Source organism: Geminocystis sp. M7585_C2015_104 (genome assembly GCA_015295805.1).
Lineage (GTDB): Bacteria > Cyanobacteriota > Cyanobacteriia > Cyanobacteriales > Cyanobacteriaceae > DVEF01.
The window spans coordinates 47751-64840 of sequence record DVEF01000001.1 but is presented as its reverse complement, the minus strand read 5'-3'; the positions used below and the strand labels follow the sequence as shown (position 1 = coordinate 64840).

The following is a 17090-nucleotide window of genomic DNA, read 5'->3' as shown; positions in this document are numbered from 1 at the left end:
TTGCCCCACCTTTCCAGTCAAAGAAACTATTGCTTCAGATAATCAGTCGGCAAGGAGATATTTTCCTCCTTCAGACAACCAGTCTTTATTCCCCTCTTCCGGTAAGACGATTATACCACAAGAGAAGCCTCTAGCAAATTTGGTTTTATTATTCCCCCCTTATACCCATAAGGGGAAGAATGAAACTACATCCAATGAAGGTATAATTCAAGTCGGAGACAACCAATGGCAACTAACACACCCCTATCTCAATAAACAAATAAGCCAACAGTCAGTATTAGTCATCCCCCCCACCAACCACTGTTATTCCTATTTCAGCTACAATGCAACCCTCTTTTCAGACAACAAGTCAAGCAGTTAATAAGAAAATGAGTGTATCTTTCCCCAGCAGTATGCCTGAGATAAACAACCGGCAGACATCTCTTCTCTTGCCGCAAAAAGCCAAAAATGGTTGGTATCACTATCCACAAGACTACCTAGGCTACAAATCAAAGTCAAAATCAAAACCAAAACCAATAGTAAACAGTTTTCTCCCTGTCAGCAATACCATCATCTATTGTCATTTACTACTTTCCTTTTCAGGTGAATGTAGGCAGGTGGGTGTCTCTTTTCTCTGTTAGTGGGATGAGGATAAACCACCAGCCACATCCCTTCTCCTCCCAAGTAGTCATTTTAGCCTCATCACCCTTACAAGCCTATCTAATGAATGACTATCTTTAGTTTTCTCCCTGTAAGCAATCCCATCACCTCGTCATACAAACTATTGGTGTTGCTATACTCTGTTATAGGGCTAATAAGTCAATGGGTGTATATTTTCCTAGTGGTATACCCTCAAGGAAAAAACCAGTATTATTTTCTTTACCCCCGCGGCTGGTTGTTGGCAACAGCATCAGTATAACTAGCCTGCCAGACAACCGTTATTAGTCAACCAGTCGTATCGCTGTATAAACCACTAATCCCCCTATACTCCCATCCAATTAAAAACTCGATGGGTGTATCTTTTCCAAGTTAGTGGAATACTCTCAAGTAGATAATTCAGTGTTAGCAAACATTCTCTTGCATAAATCTCAAACAATGTCTTCGCCTGACTATCCTGCCAACAAGCCGTCAACATGAATACCTACTGCTTTTGACAAATCAAAAGTCTTTCCCCTTCCCTCCTTTCCCCTGCTGGCAATGCCACTGACTACGCCATTAATTGGGATGCCAATGCCTTGTGATAGGAGGCCGTTAATCCTCTTCTGTTTCACCGTCGGGGGGGGAAAATCCTCTTCAACCGTTAAGGAAGTTATACTTTCGACAGTGGCAGAATTCCCCGGTTACTTTTCTAAGACTTTTAGCTGCCGAGTGAAACCGTCTTGCCGCCACCCCCTTGAACCCACCCTATATGGGCACACCCCCACCCATTCTAATTACTATTATAAGCAAAAACAAGGACCGTGTCAAGGGCAGCTCCCGTGAAAGGCCTACAACCCCGGTTCCAGGAGGCTGTTGAAGTTGTTTTTCTTTGCCGCCATTTGCGCCGTCTGCCTAAGGGCTCGACTCACATGCGCACACCACGCCCCATTCTACTACCTCATTGTAGATAAAAATAAAAAATTTGTCAAGGGTTAGAAAAATTTGTCAGGGGCTAGGGAGAAAACAAGAAACTTAATTTATGGCTGAGGTGTGGGGAGATTTTCTTTTATTTGTTGCCAGTAGTTGTGGAAATTTTTGTCTAAGGTAAGGGGCGATAGGGGGTTTTGATTTTGTGTTTACTTTTCTTTAAATGCCGATGGTATTGTTTGTTATTATCTCTAGAAATGGCTCTTTTTATTCTCCAACAATGCCACCTCTTTTTATTCCTGATTTTGTCTTGGTATTTTTCTGGTATTTGGCATAGGTTTATCCTTCATTTTACTGTTGAAGCTATGCCGGGGCGGTTTCTAAATTAAATATCGCCGCCAAGGTGAATTTTTACTGGTTTTAGGGGTGGACACTGCCATCTGGCATGGTTGCGCCGGCAAAAGCCACTTCTTTGAGGAGACTATTACGGAAATTTGCCTCTTTAAGGATGCTATAGGATAAATCAGAGCTGGTCAAGTCTGCTTGTTGCAAAATAGCCCCTTCCAGATTAGCCTGTGTCAGATTGGTTAAGTCGAAAATCCCATTTCTGATTTTGGAATTTTTCAGGTTAACTTCTTGCATTAGGGCTGCGACAAACAGTATTTTTTTCTTGCTAATTTTCACCGTTACTTTGGAAATTTTTACTTCGCTCTGGTATGTATTTTTCAGGATTATTCCCCTAAAATCGGCCCCTTGTAGGTTAGCCTTTTCCAGGTTTACTCCCTGCAATGTCGCCTGACTCAAGTCTGCCTTTTCTAGGTGACACTTTGACAAACACGCCCTGTTTAATTTGGCTTCTGATAGATCGCAACCTTGGAGATTTGCTCCAGATAAATCTGCTTGTGTGAAGTCTGCGCCTGTTAAATCTAACCCTTCTAAATTCGCGCCGGACAAGTCTGCTCTTGTGAAATTTGCTCCACTCAAATTTGCATTCTTAAAACTGCAATTTTTCAATTTAGCATAACTAAAATCGCTATTTATCAAGGAGGAATTGTTTAAATTACTGTGACTTAAGTCTGCCCTTGAGAGGTTTGCACTGCTCAAATTTGCCCAGCTCAAGTCTGAATTGGTAATATTGGCATTTGTCAAATTTGCCCCAATCATCTTGGTGCCAATTAGACGACTGTTACTCAAATCCGCCTGAAGTAATTCGCTACCACTCAAGTCACTTCCACTCAAATTTGCCCACTGTAAGTTAGCCCGGCTTAGGTCAATTTCTATCAAATTTAGGCCTATTATCTCTTCTGAAGAGAATTCCCCCCCGCTGAAATTTCTTTCCCCCTTTTCATAGGACTTCAGCAACTCCTCCAGGCGCATAAAGCTATTCGTTATGTCCTTCTAGTTATTCCCATGTTGTCATCTCCACTAATGCTTGTGGTGCCTTGTTTATTCTTATTTAATTCAAGTTTCCACTCAAGGGGAATAGGGCTGATTTCTTTCTACTCCATGGAATTGGCGTACAAATCCCTTTTTATTTGTCACTCATTTGAGTCTTTTTCTAGTCTCCATCTTCCCCGAAGGAGACTGGGGAATGGAGGTGGGAGTTTTACGGAAATAATTTGCGGAATTTTCTCCCTTTGGTTGATTATATAGATGCTAAAAAGAGTAAGACAAACCCCTTGCCATTGGAGGTTGGATAGTTTTTCTCCTAACAGCAAATTACCAAAGGTAAGGGCGAAAACGGGTGTCAAAAAGGTGAGGGCACTGAGACTGGTTAAATTGCCTCTAGAGGCCAAAAAGAAGAATGTGCCATAGGCGATGGCACTCCCAAAAACAGCAGCATAGGAAAGGGACAACCAAGCAAAAAAATCTAAGTTAAGCCACTGGGAGGACTCAAATTGAAGACTGAGGAGAAGAAGAATTAAACCGGCAAGAAATAGGTGCCAACCGGTGGCAACTACTGTGTCTATATGACGGGAAATAAAGGGTATCATAACAGTGCCTACAGCCATTGACAAGGAGGCTAACAACATCAACCATTCACCATTTTTAAAAAGGGTTTGCCAGGTGACAAAAAAGGAAAAATCGCCTCCTAGGGCACTATAAATCCACTGGTCGGGCAGTCCAATTAAACTAATGCCAATTATACCAATGAATAAACCAAACCAACCCCATCCCCCAATCTCTTCCTGAAATAGCCAACGGGAAAAAATGGCCACTGCTAATGGCTGGGAGTCTATCATAACAGAACCTAAACCGGCACCAGTACGGGCTAAACCCTCTCCTAAAAACCCCTGAAACATGCAGCCATCTACTAGGGTGAAGAGGATAACCCACCCCCAACCCCGCCAACTGGTTTGAAAACTCCGTCCTGATAATAATGCTACCAACAAAATCAATAAGCCGGCCGGTAGAATTCGCACTGCGGCTAGGAATAGGGGGGTTGTCTGAGGCATTACACTTTTCATTGCCACCATGGCTGTGCCCCACAAGAAAAAGGGGGAGATTAGCATTATAGGCCTAAACCAGGACCATTGTTTTAGGTTCATTGACTTGTTTCCTCCTGAATTGTTACATTTTTTCATCTTACGCTAAGGAGGGGTTTTATGTAATAATTCTTAATAAACCAGATTGGGGGTAATAGGAGATGACTGAGGCTGGCAAAGAGAAAACCCTGGCTGAACTAGCTTCACCTAGTTACGAATGTAGGTTATGCGGTTACAGGTATATTCCGGCAAAAGGGGATCCTAAAAGAAATATAGCACCTGGGACGGCTTTTGCGGATTTGCCGAGGAGCTGGCGTTGCCCGGTGTGTGGCGCCGGGAAAAGTGCGTTTGTGAATATAGGTGCCAGTGATGCCCCCTCGGGGTTTGCGGAAAATCTGGACTATGGTTTTGGGGTGAATCGTCTGACGCCAAGACAGAAGAGTATTCTCATTTATGGCTCTTTAATCTTGGCATTTCTCTTCTTTATGAGCCTATATGCCTTAGATTAGATATTAGTCTAGCAGAATTGTGGTTTTATGAGGCTAATAAGGACCGTTGTAGTGTCTATAGTAGTTTGTTATCTGTGTCTGGGGTGTGCTTCCATACCCTCATTGGAGAAGAATCCCTGGAAACTGATTCAGTTGGATACGGATGCTACCTTTGCCGACTTAGCCTTTACCGATGATGGTAAAAGAGGTTGGTTGGTAGGCACAAAAGCTGCTTTATTTGAGACTAGGGATGGAGGGGAAACCTGGCAGAAGAAGATTGTTGTGTTAGAAGACGAGAAGGTGGATTTTACTGGTGTTAGTTTTTGTGGGCAGGAGGGCTGGATTACAGGTGTACCCTCTATGTTGTTACATACTAAAGATGGGGGGGATAACTGGGAGAGAATACCCCTGAGCGACCAGTTACCGGGGGGCCCCTATGATATAATAGCCCTAGGGGAGGGCACTGCAGAAATGGTAACCAATCTGGGTGCCATTTACAAGACTACTGATGGGGGCAAAACCTGGAAAGCCCTAGTAGAGGCTGCTGTGGGGGTTGCCCGTAACATCAACCGCTCAGCGGATGGGAAGTATGTAGCCGTAAGTTCCCGTGGTAATTTCTATTCTACCTGGGAACCGGGACAAAAACAATGGACTCCTCATCAACGCACTTCCTCTCGTCGTCTACAGAATATGGGGTTTTTTGAAGATGGGAGAATGTGGTTGATTGCAAGGGGGGGGCAAATTCAGCTAACCTCCACCCCTAATCCAGAAGACTGGGGGGAAGCGATAACGCCGGAAAAGGGCGCAGGTTGGGGTTTCTTAGATTTAGCTACTCACGATGGGGAAATCTGGTTGGCGGGTGGCAGTGGGGATTTGTTGGTGAGTAGGGATGGTGGCAAAACTTGGCAGAAGGATACAGAAGTGGAATCTATCCCCTCTAATTTCTATAAAATCCTTTTCTTCCCCGACGATAAAGGTTTTGTTTTGGGGGAGCGTGGTGTTCTGTTAAAATATGAAACAGAAAAGTCGGCTTAGAGGCCTTTGTCTCTTCCTGCTTTACCCTAGATGTTGTAAATTAGTTAACGAATAGTAGTAGGAGGATAGGTTTAATTATGGCAGGTAGCACCGGTGAGCGCCCATTCTCTGATATTATTACCAGTGTCCGTTACTGGGTTATCCACAGTATTACTATACCTATGTTATTCATTGCCGGCTGGTTGTTTGTCAGCACCGGTTTGGCTTATGATATATTCGGTACACCTCGTCCTGATGAGTATTTCACTGAAACTCGTCAGGAATTGCCTATTATAACCGACCGTTACAATGCTATCAAACAAATAGAAGAGTTTACTAAATAGGGGGCCTATGACTAGTCGGAATCCTAACGAACCAGTATCTTATCCTATTTTTACTGTAAGATGGTTAGCCGTACACCTGTTAGCTGTACCTACTGTCTTCTTTATTGGCGCCATCACTGCTATGCAGTTTATCCAAAGATAATAAAGGGGTGACAAGTATGCTTCAAAAAAATCCTAACCCAAACAGAATGCCGGTTGAATTAAACCGTACTTCGCTGTACTTGGGTTTGTTATTGATTTCTGTATTGGGTCTGTTATTTTCTAGTTACTTTTTCAATTAGAATAGCATAAGGAGGTTTGTATGGGAGAAGCCAGAATCCCCCTCTGGATAGTAGGCACTATAGCTGTGACTGGGATTTTAGTGGTGGTGGGGATTTTCTTCTATGGTGCCTACTCCGGTCTCGGTTCTTCTCTATAATAAAAATGACGATAATATAATGCCTCTAGATTCGCGCCAGCCGTGGTGGTAGACTGGTTTTCCTACCTAGGCGCGGCTGTTTTTTTTTCTAGCTGTCTAGACTTTTCAACAATTCTGGGAGAAGAGATATGGCTTTTTCTGCGGCTAACGATGCTATTAGTGACTCCTTGTGGTAGATTTTATAGCCTTCTACTGCTTTGCCGTCTCGCCACAACCAACAGCCGATAAAACTCAATGTGGCTGGTGTGGTTTGGGCGCAGCACTTGCCGCAGCCGCTAAAATGGATGGTGAAGGAGTGTTTGTCTTGTTTTCTCCCTTGTAGATGCCCTATTGCCACCCTGGCATGGGTTTCTGATTCTGTTATTGCTGCCTTGCAACCGGTTTTCCCTACGCAAGCTACCACTTTCCCTCTACTGTTGTTTTCCCTTACAGATAATCCTAACTCTTCTAGGGATGCTGTTGTCTGTTTTGTGGTGTCATCAGACAGGTTGGGAATTATGATTGACTGCCAGGGGGTAAGACGTATTTCGCCACAGCCGGTTTTTTCTACCAACTGCATTAACCCCCGCCATTGTTTTTTAGTAATATAGCCTAGGGATGGGGCTACTCCCAAATAGTATAACCCCTCCTGTTTTTGTCTGTACAATCCTAGGTGGGTTGTAGAAGGGGTGGGGGGTAATTTCACCTCTTTTGTCTCGTAAGGGAAACTATTTACCTCTGTTACCCGACGCCAATATTCTGACACTCCCCACTGTTGTATCAAGTCTGGTAAACGATGCCCTACCTTTTTACTGTCTATATTACTGTTTATATGCTGGCGATATATCTCTATCAGGCTATCCAAACAGGTTATTAGATATTCTGGGGGTATAAGAATGCCGGTGGGGATGAGTGTCTTTCTCCCCCCAAACTCCAGGTGAAATAGTATTCTCTCTTTTACCCTGGTGGCGGTAAACTGGATTTCGTTATAGCGGTGGTATGCTAAAACACTAGGACGACTGCCAATACCTACAATACCGCCTCCATCTATGCCAATACTGAATTTAGCAGGTAGGGTTGCTATTTTGTTGGGGTTATCTTCCATGTAGGTGATTATCTGTTTCAGCCAAACACGGGTATCTACCAATTCTTCTGCATCAATGCCTGCCGTGGGGCTTATCATTATATTACGCAGATGATCTATTTGTAATTGACGACTGGCTAAACCAACTTCTTGTAGTTTCTGGTAGATATAGTTGGGAGGCGACTGTGTTAACCCCCTCAGTTGTAGGTTTCCCCTATTGGTAACCTGTATCTTCTCCTGTTTACAGCAGTCTAATAGTAATTCTATGGCTTCCATCTGTGGCAGAGTTAGTATTCCCCCGGCAACTCTTATTCTGAGTAGAAATCCATCTTTTGCTTCCGTGCCATAATATAATCCTGGGCATTTCTTTGCTGGTAGTGGCCAATTCAATTTTTCTCCTCCCTTTCTAGTCAGACTCTATTATGACTAATTATGGCAAGTGGTTGTCTATTATAGGCATAACCGAAGAGGGTTTAGAGTCTCTTTCCCCTGTGGCTAGGTTTCTACTGCAACAGGCGGAGGTGATTGCTGGTGGTAGACGTCACCTTGAGTTTTTATCCCCTGAGGATACCAGGAAAAAAATTGTTTTACAATCCCCCTTGGAAAACTCTCTCCAGGAAATAGAGACATACCGAGGCAAGGCAGTTTGTGTCTTGGCTAGTGGTGACCCTATGTGGTATGGTATTGGGGTTACTCTTTGCCGTCGTTTCCCTCTACAGGAGATTACTATTATTCCTTCCCCTTCTGTTTTTAGTTTAGCTTGTGCTCGTTTGGGTTGGTCGTTGTCTGAGGTGGAAACTGTTAGTCTATGTGGGCGTAATTTTGCTTTACTACATCGCTTTTTATACCCCCAGGCTCGTTTATTAATTCTAAGCGCTAATGGGCAAACTCCTCTACAGGTGGCTTCCCTCCTCACACAAAAGGGTTATGGCAACTCAGAAATGGTGGTTTTGGAATGTCTCGGTGGTAAGAGGGAAAGAATTGTCAAGGGAATAGCTTGTCAATGGCATCACGCTGACTTGGCTGACTTGAATACTATTGCTGTTGTCTGTCATCCGGATTCTCCGGCTACCCCTATTCTCAATCCCCGTATTCCCGGGTTGCCTGACGAGGCTTATCTGAATGATGGACAGTTGACAAAAAGGGAAATCCGTGCTATAACCCTCTCTACTCTATCTCCTTTGCCCTATCAACTTCTTTGGGATGTGGGGGCAGGATGTGGTTCAATTAGTATAGAATGGCTTCGTAGTGATTCTCGTTGTAAAGCTATTGCCATTGAGAAACACCCTCAGCGTCTACAGTATATCGCCGACAATGCTATTGCTTTGGGCACTCCTCATTTGCAGATTATAGCAGGGAGTGCGCCTGAAGCCCTACATAATCTTCCCTCCCCAGATGCCATATTCATAGGCGGCGGCATTACTACCCCACAACTGGTAGAAACCTGTTGGCAGTTTCTCAAACCGGGTGGCAAACTGGTGGCTAATACTGTCACTGTGGAGGGTGAGGCGATATTATACCGATGCCTCCGAAAGTGGGGAGGGAATCTTATTCGTCTGGCTATCCAAAAGGCTACTCCTCTTGGCAAGTTTTTCTCCTGGAAGCCAATGACTCCTGTCACCCAGTATGTGGTTGTCAAACCCTAACTGTTTACTTTTTCCTCAAAAAGCCTGATGTATTTTTCGTAATTCTCGTAGATAGACAAGCCGGGTATTTCTTTTTTGAATTCTGGTGGGAGTTGATACTCATTTTCCGGATATTGACTTCTAATTTCTAGGAGTTTGCCATAGAATTCTTTCCAGGAATTCATTACCTCCATTAATTTCATAAACTGTTGTATGGTGTTTTTGTGCTTGCTTTCCAGCACCAGGTATTGTAACATTTTTCCGTAGGTTTCTGGATTTTCTCTGTTTCTTGGCAACCCAATTATCCTCCCCAAGGAAACAAATATATGTTGATTCTTCTCCACCAAATCCTCCATCGCCTTCATATTTTTTACATTTTTATCTTGCAAATAAGCCATCATGTCAGATATAGTTCGTAGGGTGGCAAAATCGGTGAAGTTGTATCTTTTGAAGAGGTATAACAGTTTCAAGCCGAATTCCCTTTCGCTAGCCAAACTTTCTAGACAGTCTTTATACTCTACCAATGCTTGTCTTCCTTCCTCTGTCTTCAACTCCGGTGTAATCTCTTCTAATTTCTCCCGAATTTTCCGCAAAAATTCTTGCCTGTCATAACGTTTTCTTGGCTGATTATTGTGGTTTTCTTTCCCTTGAGGCTCGTCGCCAAACATTTCTTCCAAAAGGAGAAAAACAAAATTATAATACTCTTGTTGTTTACTGCTCAAATAACGCAATTCTATTTGTGCCATTTGTTGGAAACTACTTTGGGCAGAAACTGCCAGAGACAATAATTCCACAATCTCATTCAACCCCTCGTAGCCCTTGTCATTTGATAGGAAGTGCGATTTTATTTCCAGATAGTAGCCGAAGTCGGGGGTTTTAAAATTGGGATTATCTAGTGTCTTGGCGATGGATGCTAAGACTTTCATCTCTGCCAGAAATTGGTTATGTAAACTAACACCACTTTCTGGTACTTCTTTTTTTTGTTGGCCTCCCTTTACCAACTCGCTCACATCTTTTTGCAGGAAAGAAGCTATTTTTTTAAGCATATGCCTCTCCTTTGTATCGGCTAATGCTGTAAATTTTACTCTGAGTAAATTATAGATTTTTTGTGGCTTTTTTGTCCAGAGTATTTTATTTTTTTTACCATTAAAAATTTTCTCTTACGAGAAATACTTAAAGGTTTTTACTGGCAGAGGCTACCCCACTGAGTGGATGATTTGCTAAGTTTTGTTAAAATAGATGGGAGTTATAAGATGGCAAAGTGCAATGGAAGAGAAGGAAATAAGCCTCAGTTATAGGGTAGCAATGCCTCAACCAGAATCTCACTTATTTGAGGTGGAATTGAGGGTGAGTAATTGGAGGGAAAACCAGTTGAATTTGAAGATGCCGGTGTGGACTCCAGGTTCATATTTAATAAGAGAATATAGTAGAAACGTACAAAATTTTCAGGCCTATGGTAGGAGTAAAAAACCCCTGCAATGGCGGAAATTGAGGAAGAATCATTGGCTAGTCTTTACAGAAGATTGCGATGATATTATGATAAAATATCAGGTGTATAGCAACGAGTTGACGGTAAGGACTAATCATCTGGATTCAACTCACGGTTTTTTCAATGGCGCTGCTTTATTTTTTTATATACCGAACTATGAAGCTCATCCCATCACGGTGACTATTTTTTCTCCCGATAATTGGCGGATATCTACCCCTCTTCCTGCTACTAAAAATAAGAACACATTTTTGGCAGAAAATTTTGACACCTTGGTGGATAGTCCCTTTGAAATAGGTGTCCAGGAGGTGTATGATTTCACTGTAGATGATAAGCCCCATCAGTGGGTTGTTTGGGGGAGGGGAAATATAGACATAGACCGAGTAATTTATGATACCAAGAGAATCATAAAAACCACGGCGGAAATCTTTGGCAGTCTCCCCTATTCAGAATACAAATTCATCCTGCATCTGTCGGGGGAGGGGTTTGGCGGGTTGGAGCACAAAAATTGTTGTGTTTTAAATTACCATCGTTTTGGCTTTCGGAAACCAGAGAAATATTATCAATTTATGCAGTTAGTGGCTCATGAGTTTTTCCACCTTTGGAATGTGAAAAGAATTCGTCCTAAGGAGTTAGAAAAATTCGATTACGACCAGGAGAATTATACCACATCGTTGTGGTTTTGTGAGGGGGCTACCAGTTACTATGATTTACTGATTCCCCTGCGGGCGGGGATATATGGTGTTTCAAGATTTCTGGAATTGCTAAGCAAGGAAATAAGTCAGTATTTCAACACTCCGGGAAGGAAGATTCAGTCTTTATCTGAGTCTAGTTTTGACGCCTGGATTAAGTTATATAGACAGGATGCCTATAGTAAAAACAATCAAATATCTTACTATCTCAAGGGAGAATTAGTGACAATGTTGCTGGATTTACTGATAAGGAATAACAGTGATAACCGTAAATCTTTTGATGATGTGATGAGGATAATGTGGCAAAGATTCGGGAGGGAGGAAATTGGCTTTACCCCGGAGGAATTACAGGGGGTGATTGAGGAGGTAGCCAACCAGGATTTATCAGAATTTTTACATTTATGTCTGGAGACAACAACAGAACTACCCTTTAATAAATATTTTGAACCATTTGGTTTAATTTTAGAGCCCAAGGCAGAGGAAAATAATACTCCCTATCTGGGGATAAATGTGCAAAGGGAGGGAAACGTAGATAGAATTACCTTTGTGGATGCCAACTCGCCGGCGGGGAAGGGGGGGATTTGTGCGGGGGATGAGTTATTAGCTATAGATGGTTTTAGGGTAACGGCGGAAACCCTCTCAGATAGACTGCAAGACTACCAAGTGGGAGACTGGATTGAGTTGACTGTCTTCCAGAAGGATATTCTGAAAACAGTAAAAGTCTGTTTAGCTTCTCCCCTGGGTAGTTATCAAGTGAGAATTCGCAAACGTCTTAGTCAACGACAAAAGGAAAATCTGCGACAATGGCTTGGTTTTGTTCCATGAGGGGGTATAGGGATTTATAATCATAAACCTGTATGGGGTGGGGGTTTATAATTGTAGGCCAATACAATAACTGTGTTATTCTACTAGTATGAGTCAGCTTGTGGAACGAGTATACACCTCTCCCAATTGTATTCTCTCTTTACAGGGTTTTGCCCAAGAGGAGAAAAACAATCAAACCCCTCTACCCACCATGTCAGTGGTGAGTCTAGTTAACTTGCAAATAGTGGGCCATCCTTTAACTTTACAGGGGGGGTTAGTCTTCTTAGAACACTTATTAAGGGCAACTAGTGCCTACTGTCAACAATTCTTAAGCGGCTTACCACACCCTGTGGAATTTGCTGACAATCACCACCATATCTCTTTTAGTTTTATCCCAGAAAGAAAAAGACACCTGCTGACCTGGCAACCTGAAAAGGACAATATAGAGAAACAGTGGCAAATAGAATTAACTACAGTTCAGCTTTTCGACTTGTTGGACACTTTAGACCAGTTAATAGTAGACCCCTACACTCTACCACAATTAAGGGACGAAGTCAAGCCCTTACCAAGACATTATAAAAGAGGGGAGAAAAACCCAGTAGAACAGAGTGCACCGGCTGCCTTGGGATTTGTGTTCTTTGCGGCGGCGGCGGTTGTTCTTTTCTTAATGCCCCATCCTAGCACAATAAAAGACCCAAATCAAGAACCAAGGCCTCCCAGAAACGAAACCAGTCAGCCTGTGGCGCCGATACCCCTAGAAACACCAAAACCGGGGCAATAAAAAAGGGCGTACTGCAATATGAGTTTTGTATTGCAATGCCGCCCCTTTATCATAACAAACCCCTACATCCTAATCCCTAGTCCCTAGTATACCTCCACGTGCCAACGCTCTTCTTTCTTCATCTGTTTGCGCAATTCTTCCCAATTCATGCCTCTTTTTGCGGCTTCAGCGGCGAAGGTTTCGGAGATGGGGGGTTCCATCCCTTTCAAACCACACATGTAAACATGAGTATTGGGTTTTTGTATTAATTCAAACAACTGATCGGCATACTCGCTGACACGATTTTGGACATACATTTTACCACCGTCAGGGGTTTTCTGCTCCCGGCTGATGGCATAGGTGAGACGGAAGTGGTTGGGATACTGGGCGGCCATCTCTTCCAAATCCTGCCTATAGAGGATATTCTGAGTATAGGGGATGCCGAAAATCAACCAGGCAAATCCTCTAAACTGATAGTCGGGGTTTAAGTCTTTTTCTTTAAACATCCGCCACAGGAAGGCACGGAAGGGTGCGATGCCGGTGCCGGTGGCTAACATGATAATATTAGCCTCTTCATCGTCTGGCAGTAGCATTTCTTTTCCTACTGGCCCAGTTATTTTAACTTCTTCCCCTACTTTCAGGTTACAAAGGTAACTGGAACATACCCCATATACTGTTTCTCCTGCTTCATTTTTGTATTCTAACAGGCGTACACAGAGAGATACAGTTTGGCCGTCTCTGGTATCGCCATGGCGGGTAGAGGCGATAGAGTACAAACGTACTTTATGGGGTTTGCCATTTTTGTCGACGCCGGGGGGGATAATACCGATACTTTGGCCTTCTAGATAGCGGAGATTGCCGCCAGAGATGTCGAAGGTGATGTGACGGACAATACCACTACCCCCTTCGGCAACCAAGTCGTAGTTTTCAATACACTTGCCGATGTAGGGGTTAGAGGGTTTATAGATGTTAAGGGGGATGTCTTTTTTCTCTTTGGATTTGACAGTCATGGGTTTCACATCAGTTTTTACGTTAGGGTTAGCTGGGGGGGAAGAAACGGTGGAATTCCCATCCAGGGGGGTGATATTGACGATTTTCCCTCCCAACAGGTGAATTCGTCGCATTTCTTGGTTCATTCTGGCATAGGGCACTACGATGAAAGTGCTGCCACAGAAGCGGATGGGATAGTTGAAATTATTCCCATCCTTTTTGGAGATTCCCACTACTTCAACGAGAAAACGACGGTTGTCATTGGCTGGATTGGCAAAGGTTTTGACAGTGTTAAAGGGACTCATTTAACTCTTAATATACTCCTGATTTTTAGAAATTTAGTTAAAGTTTGTCTTAAATTAATGATGATGTCAACGCAGGCCTACATGACGTCATATAGACGACGTCAGTGTTTATCTTACCTCAACTGCGGACCAAATACAATTAAAACTGTGATAGTATCTGAGTTAGTTTAGTCCATGAAGTGGGAAATTATTTTGTGTTGAGGAGTGTTTAACCGATGAAGAATCAAAGACTTTCTTCTGAACATTTGATAATACATAAAAACTACGAAAAACCTTTAAGGGTGGGGGTAATAGGAGTGGGAAATATGGGGCAACACCACACGCGGGTATTAAGTTTACTAAAGGATGTGGAGTTAGTGGGGGTTGCCGATGTGAATGTGGAAAGGGGTTTAGATGTGGCGAGTAAATACAGGGTACATTTTTTTGAAAACTACTTGGATTTGTTGCCTCATGTGGAGGCGGTGTGTATTGCCGTGCCCACCAGGCTGCATTACAAGGTTGGGTTAGACTGTCTCAAGGCGGGGATACATGTATTGATAGAAAAGCCCATTGCTGCCAGTATAGAGGAGGCGGAGTCGTTGGTGAATGCGGCGGCAGACAACAATTGTATTTTACAGGTGGGGCATATAGAGAGATTCAACCCGGCGTTTCAGGAGTTGAGTAAGGTATTGAAGACGGAACACATTTTAGCATTGGAAGCGCACCGTTTGAGCCCTTATTCCCAAAGGGCCAATGACGTGTCAGTGGTGCTAGACTTAATGATACACGATTTGGATCTATTGATGGAATTGGCGGGGGCGCCTGTTACAAGACTTAGTGCCAGTGGGAGTCGTGCGCCAGAATCCCCCTATCTTGATTATGTCACTGCCACTTTAAATTTCGCCAATGGCATTGTTGCCACTGTAACGGCTAGTAAGGTTACCCACCGCAAAATTCGTCGTCTTGTGGCCCATTGTCGTAATAGTTTGACAGAGGCTGATTTCCTCAACAATGAGATTCTTATTCACCGTCAGACTACTGCCAATTGTACTACCGACTATGGTCAAATTCTCTATCGTCAAGACGGTTTGATCGAAAAGGTATACACAAGTAATATCGAGCCTTTACACGCAGAATTAGAACACTTTGTAAGTTGTGTGAGGGGAGGCAAACCCCCGTCTGTGGGAGGCGAACAAGCCTTGAAAGCTCTACGGTTGGCCAGTTACATTGAACAGTTAGCCTTGGATGGCAGAGTATGGTTAGACTCGCCCCAGCTGGAACTAGCGGGGATATAATTATTATTGGGTGTTACTGCTTAGTAGTCTGGTCGGTAGTCTTTAAAGTCCAGAAGGGCAACTGTTGACTAGGGTTGAGATACACCCCTTCAATGGAGTTTTGGAAGAAGACATAGTCTTTGTTTTGCCATAGGGGGATATAGGGCACATCCTCCGCCAGAATTTTCTGGATTTGGGCAAATATAGCTTTTCGTTTTGCCTCTTGTTTTTCTTGTCTTTGTTGGTCAATTAATTGGTTGACGGTACCATTGTAGTAGAAGGAGCCCTGAGTTTGTGCCCCCCCTTCTACACAACCCTGTTTCTCGTCGCCACGGGTGCATTGTAAGAAGGGTTGAATGTAATTGTCTGCATCGAGGAAGTCGGGATACCAGTCTCCCAGGAAAGAGGCATAAACTCCCTTGCCCAGGTTACTAAAGGCGGTGGCGCTTTCTACCCCTGAGGGCACAAATTGGATTATACCGCCTAACTTCTCTTCTGCCAAGGCCCTGAGGGTGGAGGCAACACCACTACGCACTTTTGAGGCTGAGGGGTACCATATTTCCACCACTGCTGGATTGCTGGCAGAAAATCCCGCTTTTGTCAAGAGTTTTTTAGCTAATTCTATATCCCCTTCCCCCTGTTGGAATACTGGCAGGGAGACGTCAAATACGGTGGGGATTAGACTGTATAGAGGTTCAGCTTGACCTTGTAGTACTCTTTCTATAAACAGACTGCGCTGTATGAGGGAGGCGATGGCTTTTCTGACTTCTGGTTTGTCAAGGGGGGGTTGATTGCGATTTAGCACCAGGTAGCTGATAACGGTGCCCTTGCCTTGAAGTACTTGAAAAGAGCCATTTTTGGCCTGTTGGAGGAGACTAGTGATTTGGGGGGGGGCGAAAGTCTGATAGGCTACATCAATAGCACCAGTGAGGAAGCTGTTGTAGAGGTTGGCGGAGTTGCCGGCGTAGATTTGAATATCAATTCCTTGGTTAGCTGGTTTTTCTCCCCAGTAGTCAGAAAAGGGGGTAAGGGAGATGGAATCTCCGTCAAAAGAAACCAGTTTGTAGGGCCCTGTACCCACAAGCTCATTGGGTTTAAACTGTCCCTCGCCTATAGTATAACTTTTGGGGGAGACGGCACAGGCTCCGGGGAAGGCTAAAAGGGAGGTAAAGGCGGCAAAGGGTTTTTTCAGGGTGATGGTTAACTGGTATTCCCCTGAAACTTTAATATCTTTGACGATATCACTGAGGAGGAAGGATGGCTTGCCCCCGTTTTGAATAAATCTATCTAGGGAGAATTTCATTGCCTCGGCGTTGAAGGGGGTGCCATCATGGAATTTTACCCCTTTACGTAGGGGTATTGTGTAAACCAAACCGTCATCACTTATTTTGGGCATTGCCTCTGCTAGCAGGGGAATTAATTCAGTTGTGCCCACTTTGTAGGTGTAAAGACTTTCTGCCACATTGTAGATTATGTTCAACCCTGCTGCTTCGTAGCTATCGGCTGGATCTAATGTTCTAGGCTTCAGGGTAGTGCCAATTACGATTCTACCATTTCTGGGGGGACTATTAGTGTTACTGGTGCTGGGATTCTGTTGCCTGTTGCCATTACAGGCCACAATCAGGGAGAAGCAGAGGAGGGCCAAGGTAATATATTTTAAAACTTGTCTAAGGGGTTTCATGGGCACTGTCTCAAACACATCTATAGCCTTGTTAAATTTTGACATAAGGGGGATAACAAGGGGTTTTATTTCCCTTTTGCCTTCGCGCCCCTTTTCAAAATTTGTTACCCTAAAAAGAGATGATGAACAAATGTTA

18 protein-coding genes are annotated in these 17090 nt (G+C 43.6%); 11 read left to right on the top strand and 7 right to left on the bottom strand.

Going from position 1 to position 17090, the window contains the following annotated elements; all coding sequences use genetic code 11:
• A partial coding sequence (locus tag IGQ44_00310; GenBank protein HIK36425.1) for a hypothetical protein occupies positions 1 to 361 on the top strand: 361 nt, incomplete at its 5' end.
• 727 nt (positions 362 to 1088) lie between these two features.
• On the opposite strand, the gene IGQ44_00305 is transcribed toward IGQ44_00310, so the two are convergent.
• From IGQ44_00305 to IGQ44_00295, 3 genes are all read right to left on the bottom strand, one after another.
• On the bottom strand, positions 1089 to 1250 hold the full coding sequence (locus IGQ44_00305) for a hypothetical protein (GenBank protein HIK36424.1): 162 nt from the start codon (positions 1248 to 1250) through the stop codon (positions 1089 to 1091).
• A 715-nt stretch (positions 1251 to 1965) separates the two neighbouring features.
• Positions 1966 to 2922 carry a pentapeptide repeat-containing protein gene (locus IGQ44_00300; GenBank protein HIK36423.1) on the bottom strand — a complete coding sequence of 319 codons (957 nt, stop codon included), beginning with the start codon at positions 2920 to 2922 and terminating at the stop codon, positions 1966 to 1968.
• Positions 2923 to 3083: 161 nt separating this feature from the next.
• A complete protein-coding gene (locus tag IGQ44_00295) occupies positions 3084 to 4094 on the bottom strand; it encodes a DMT family transporter (protein ID HIK36422.1) in 1011 nt (336 codons plus the stop codon).
• Between the two features lie 98 nt (positions 4095 to 4192).
• Between IGQ44_00295 and IGQ44_00290 the strand changes: the two genes are divergently transcribed.
• From IGQ44_00290 to IGQ44_00265, 6 genes are all read left to right on the top strand, one after another.
• Positions 4193 to 4540, top strand: coding sequence for a rubredoxin (locus tag IGQ44_00290; GenBank protein HIK36421.1), 348 nt, complete (start codon positions 4193 to 4195; stop codon positions 4538 to 4540).
• Between the two features lie 27 nt (positions 4541 to 4567).
• Entirely contained in the window at positions 4568 to 5554 is a 987-nt protein-coding gene (locus IGQ44_00285; GenBank protein ID HIK36420.1) for a photosynthesis system II assembly factor Ycf48, read from the top strand.
• A 77-nt stretch (positions 5555 to 5631) separates the two neighbouring features.
• Positions 5632 to 5877 (top strand): cytochrome b559 subunit alpha, encoded by a 246-nt coding sequence (gene psbE, locus IGQ44_00280; protein ID HIK36419.1) that lies wholly within the window; start codon positions 5632 to 5634, stop codon positions 5875 to 5877.
• A gap of 7 nt (positions 5878 to 5884) precedes the next feature.
• Positions 5885 to 6019 carry a cytochrome b559 subunit beta gene (locus IGQ44_00275; protein ID HIK36418.1) on the top strand — a complete coding sequence of 45 codons (135 nt, stop codon included), beginning with the start codon at positions 5885 to 5887 and terminating at the stop codon, positions 6017 to 6019.
• 16 nt (positions 6020 to 6035) lie between these two features.
• Positions 6036 to 6158 carry a photosystem II reaction center protein L gene (locus IGQ44_00270; protein ID HIK36417.1) on the top strand — a complete coding sequence of 41 codons (123 nt, stop codon included), beginning with the start codon at positions 6036 to 6038 and terminating at the stop codon, positions 6156 to 6158.
• 20 nt (positions 6159 to 6178) lie between these two features.
• Positions 6179 to 6295, top strand: a complete 117-nt coding sequence (locus tag IGQ44_00265; GenBank protein HIK36416.1) for a photosystem II reaction center protein J — start codon at positions 6179 to 6181, stop codon at positions 6293 to 6295.
• 88 nt (positions 6296 to 6383) lie between these two features.
• Here the strand turns inward: IGQ44_00265 and cobG are convergent, their stop codons facing one another.
• Positions 6384 to 7748 carry a precorrin-3B synthase gene (gene cobG, locus IGQ44_00260; protein ID HIK36415.1) on the bottom strand — a complete coding sequence of 455 codons (1365 nt, stop codon included), beginning with the start codon at positions 7746 to 7748 and terminating at the stop codon, positions 6384 to 6386.
• 32 nt (positions 7749 to 7780) lie between these two features.
• Between cobG and cbiE the strand changes: the two genes are divergently transcribed.
• Positions 7781 to 9004 (top strand): precorrin-6y C5,15-methyltransferase (decarboxylating) subunit CbiE, encoded by a 1224-nt coding sequence (gene cbiE, locus IGQ44_00255; protein HIK36414.1) that lies wholly within the window; start codon positions 7781 to 7783, stop codon positions 9002 to 9004.
• On the opposite strand, the gene IGQ44_00250 is transcribed toward cbiE, so the two are convergent.
• Positions 9001 to 10029, bottom strand: coding sequence for a hypothetical protein (locus IGQ44_00250; GenBank protein HIK36413.1), 1029 nt, complete (start codon positions 10027 to 10029; stop codon positions 9001 to 9003). The two genes, cbiE and IGQ44_00250, sit on opposite strands and share 4 nt — an antisense overlap.
• Before the next feature lie 259 nt (positions 10030 to 10288).
• Here IGQ44_00250 and IGQ44_00245 point away from each other — a divergent pair, with 259 nt between their 5' ends.
• The gene (locus IGQ44_00245; protein HIK36412.1) at positions 10289 to 11986 is read left to right on the top strand and encodes a M61 family metallopeptidase; all 1698 of its coding nucleotides are present in this window, start codon (positions 10289 to 10291) and stop codon (positions 11984 to 11986) included.
• An 88-nt stretch (positions 11987 to 12074) separates the two neighbouring features.
• Entirely contained in the window at positions 12075 to 12746 is a 672-nt protein-coding gene (locus IGQ44_00240) for a DUF4335 domain-containing protein (GenBank protein HIK36411.1), read from the top strand.
• Between the two features lie 83 nt (positions 12747 to 12829).
• Here the strand turns inward: IGQ44_00240 and IGQ44_00235 are convergent, their stop codons facing one another.
• Positions 12830 to 14020, bottom strand: coding sequence for a ferredoxin-NADP reductase (locus IGQ44_00235; protein HIK36410.1), 1191 nt, complete (start codon positions 14018 to 14020; stop codon positions 12830 to 12832).
• A 215-nt stretch (positions 14021 to 14235) separates the two neighbouring features.
• Here IGQ44_00235 and IGQ44_00230 point away from each other — a divergent pair, with 215 nt between their 5' ends.
• Complete coding sequence (locus IGQ44_00230) at positions 14236 to 15294, top strand: Gfo/Idh/MocA family oxidoreductase (GenBank protein HIK36409.1); 1059 nt, start codon at positions 14236 to 14238, stop codon at positions 15292 to 15294.
• A gap of 13 nt (positions 15295 to 15307) precedes the next feature.
• On the opposite strand, the gene IGQ44_00225 is transcribed toward IGQ44_00230, so the two are convergent.
• Positions 15308 to 16954, bottom strand: a complete 1647-nt coding sequence (locus IGQ44_00225) for a peptide ABC transporter substrate-binding protein (GenBank protein ID HIK36408.1) — start codon at positions 16952 to 16954, stop codon at positions 15308 to 15310.
• Between the last annotated feature and the right edge of the window lie 136 nt (positions 16955 to 17090).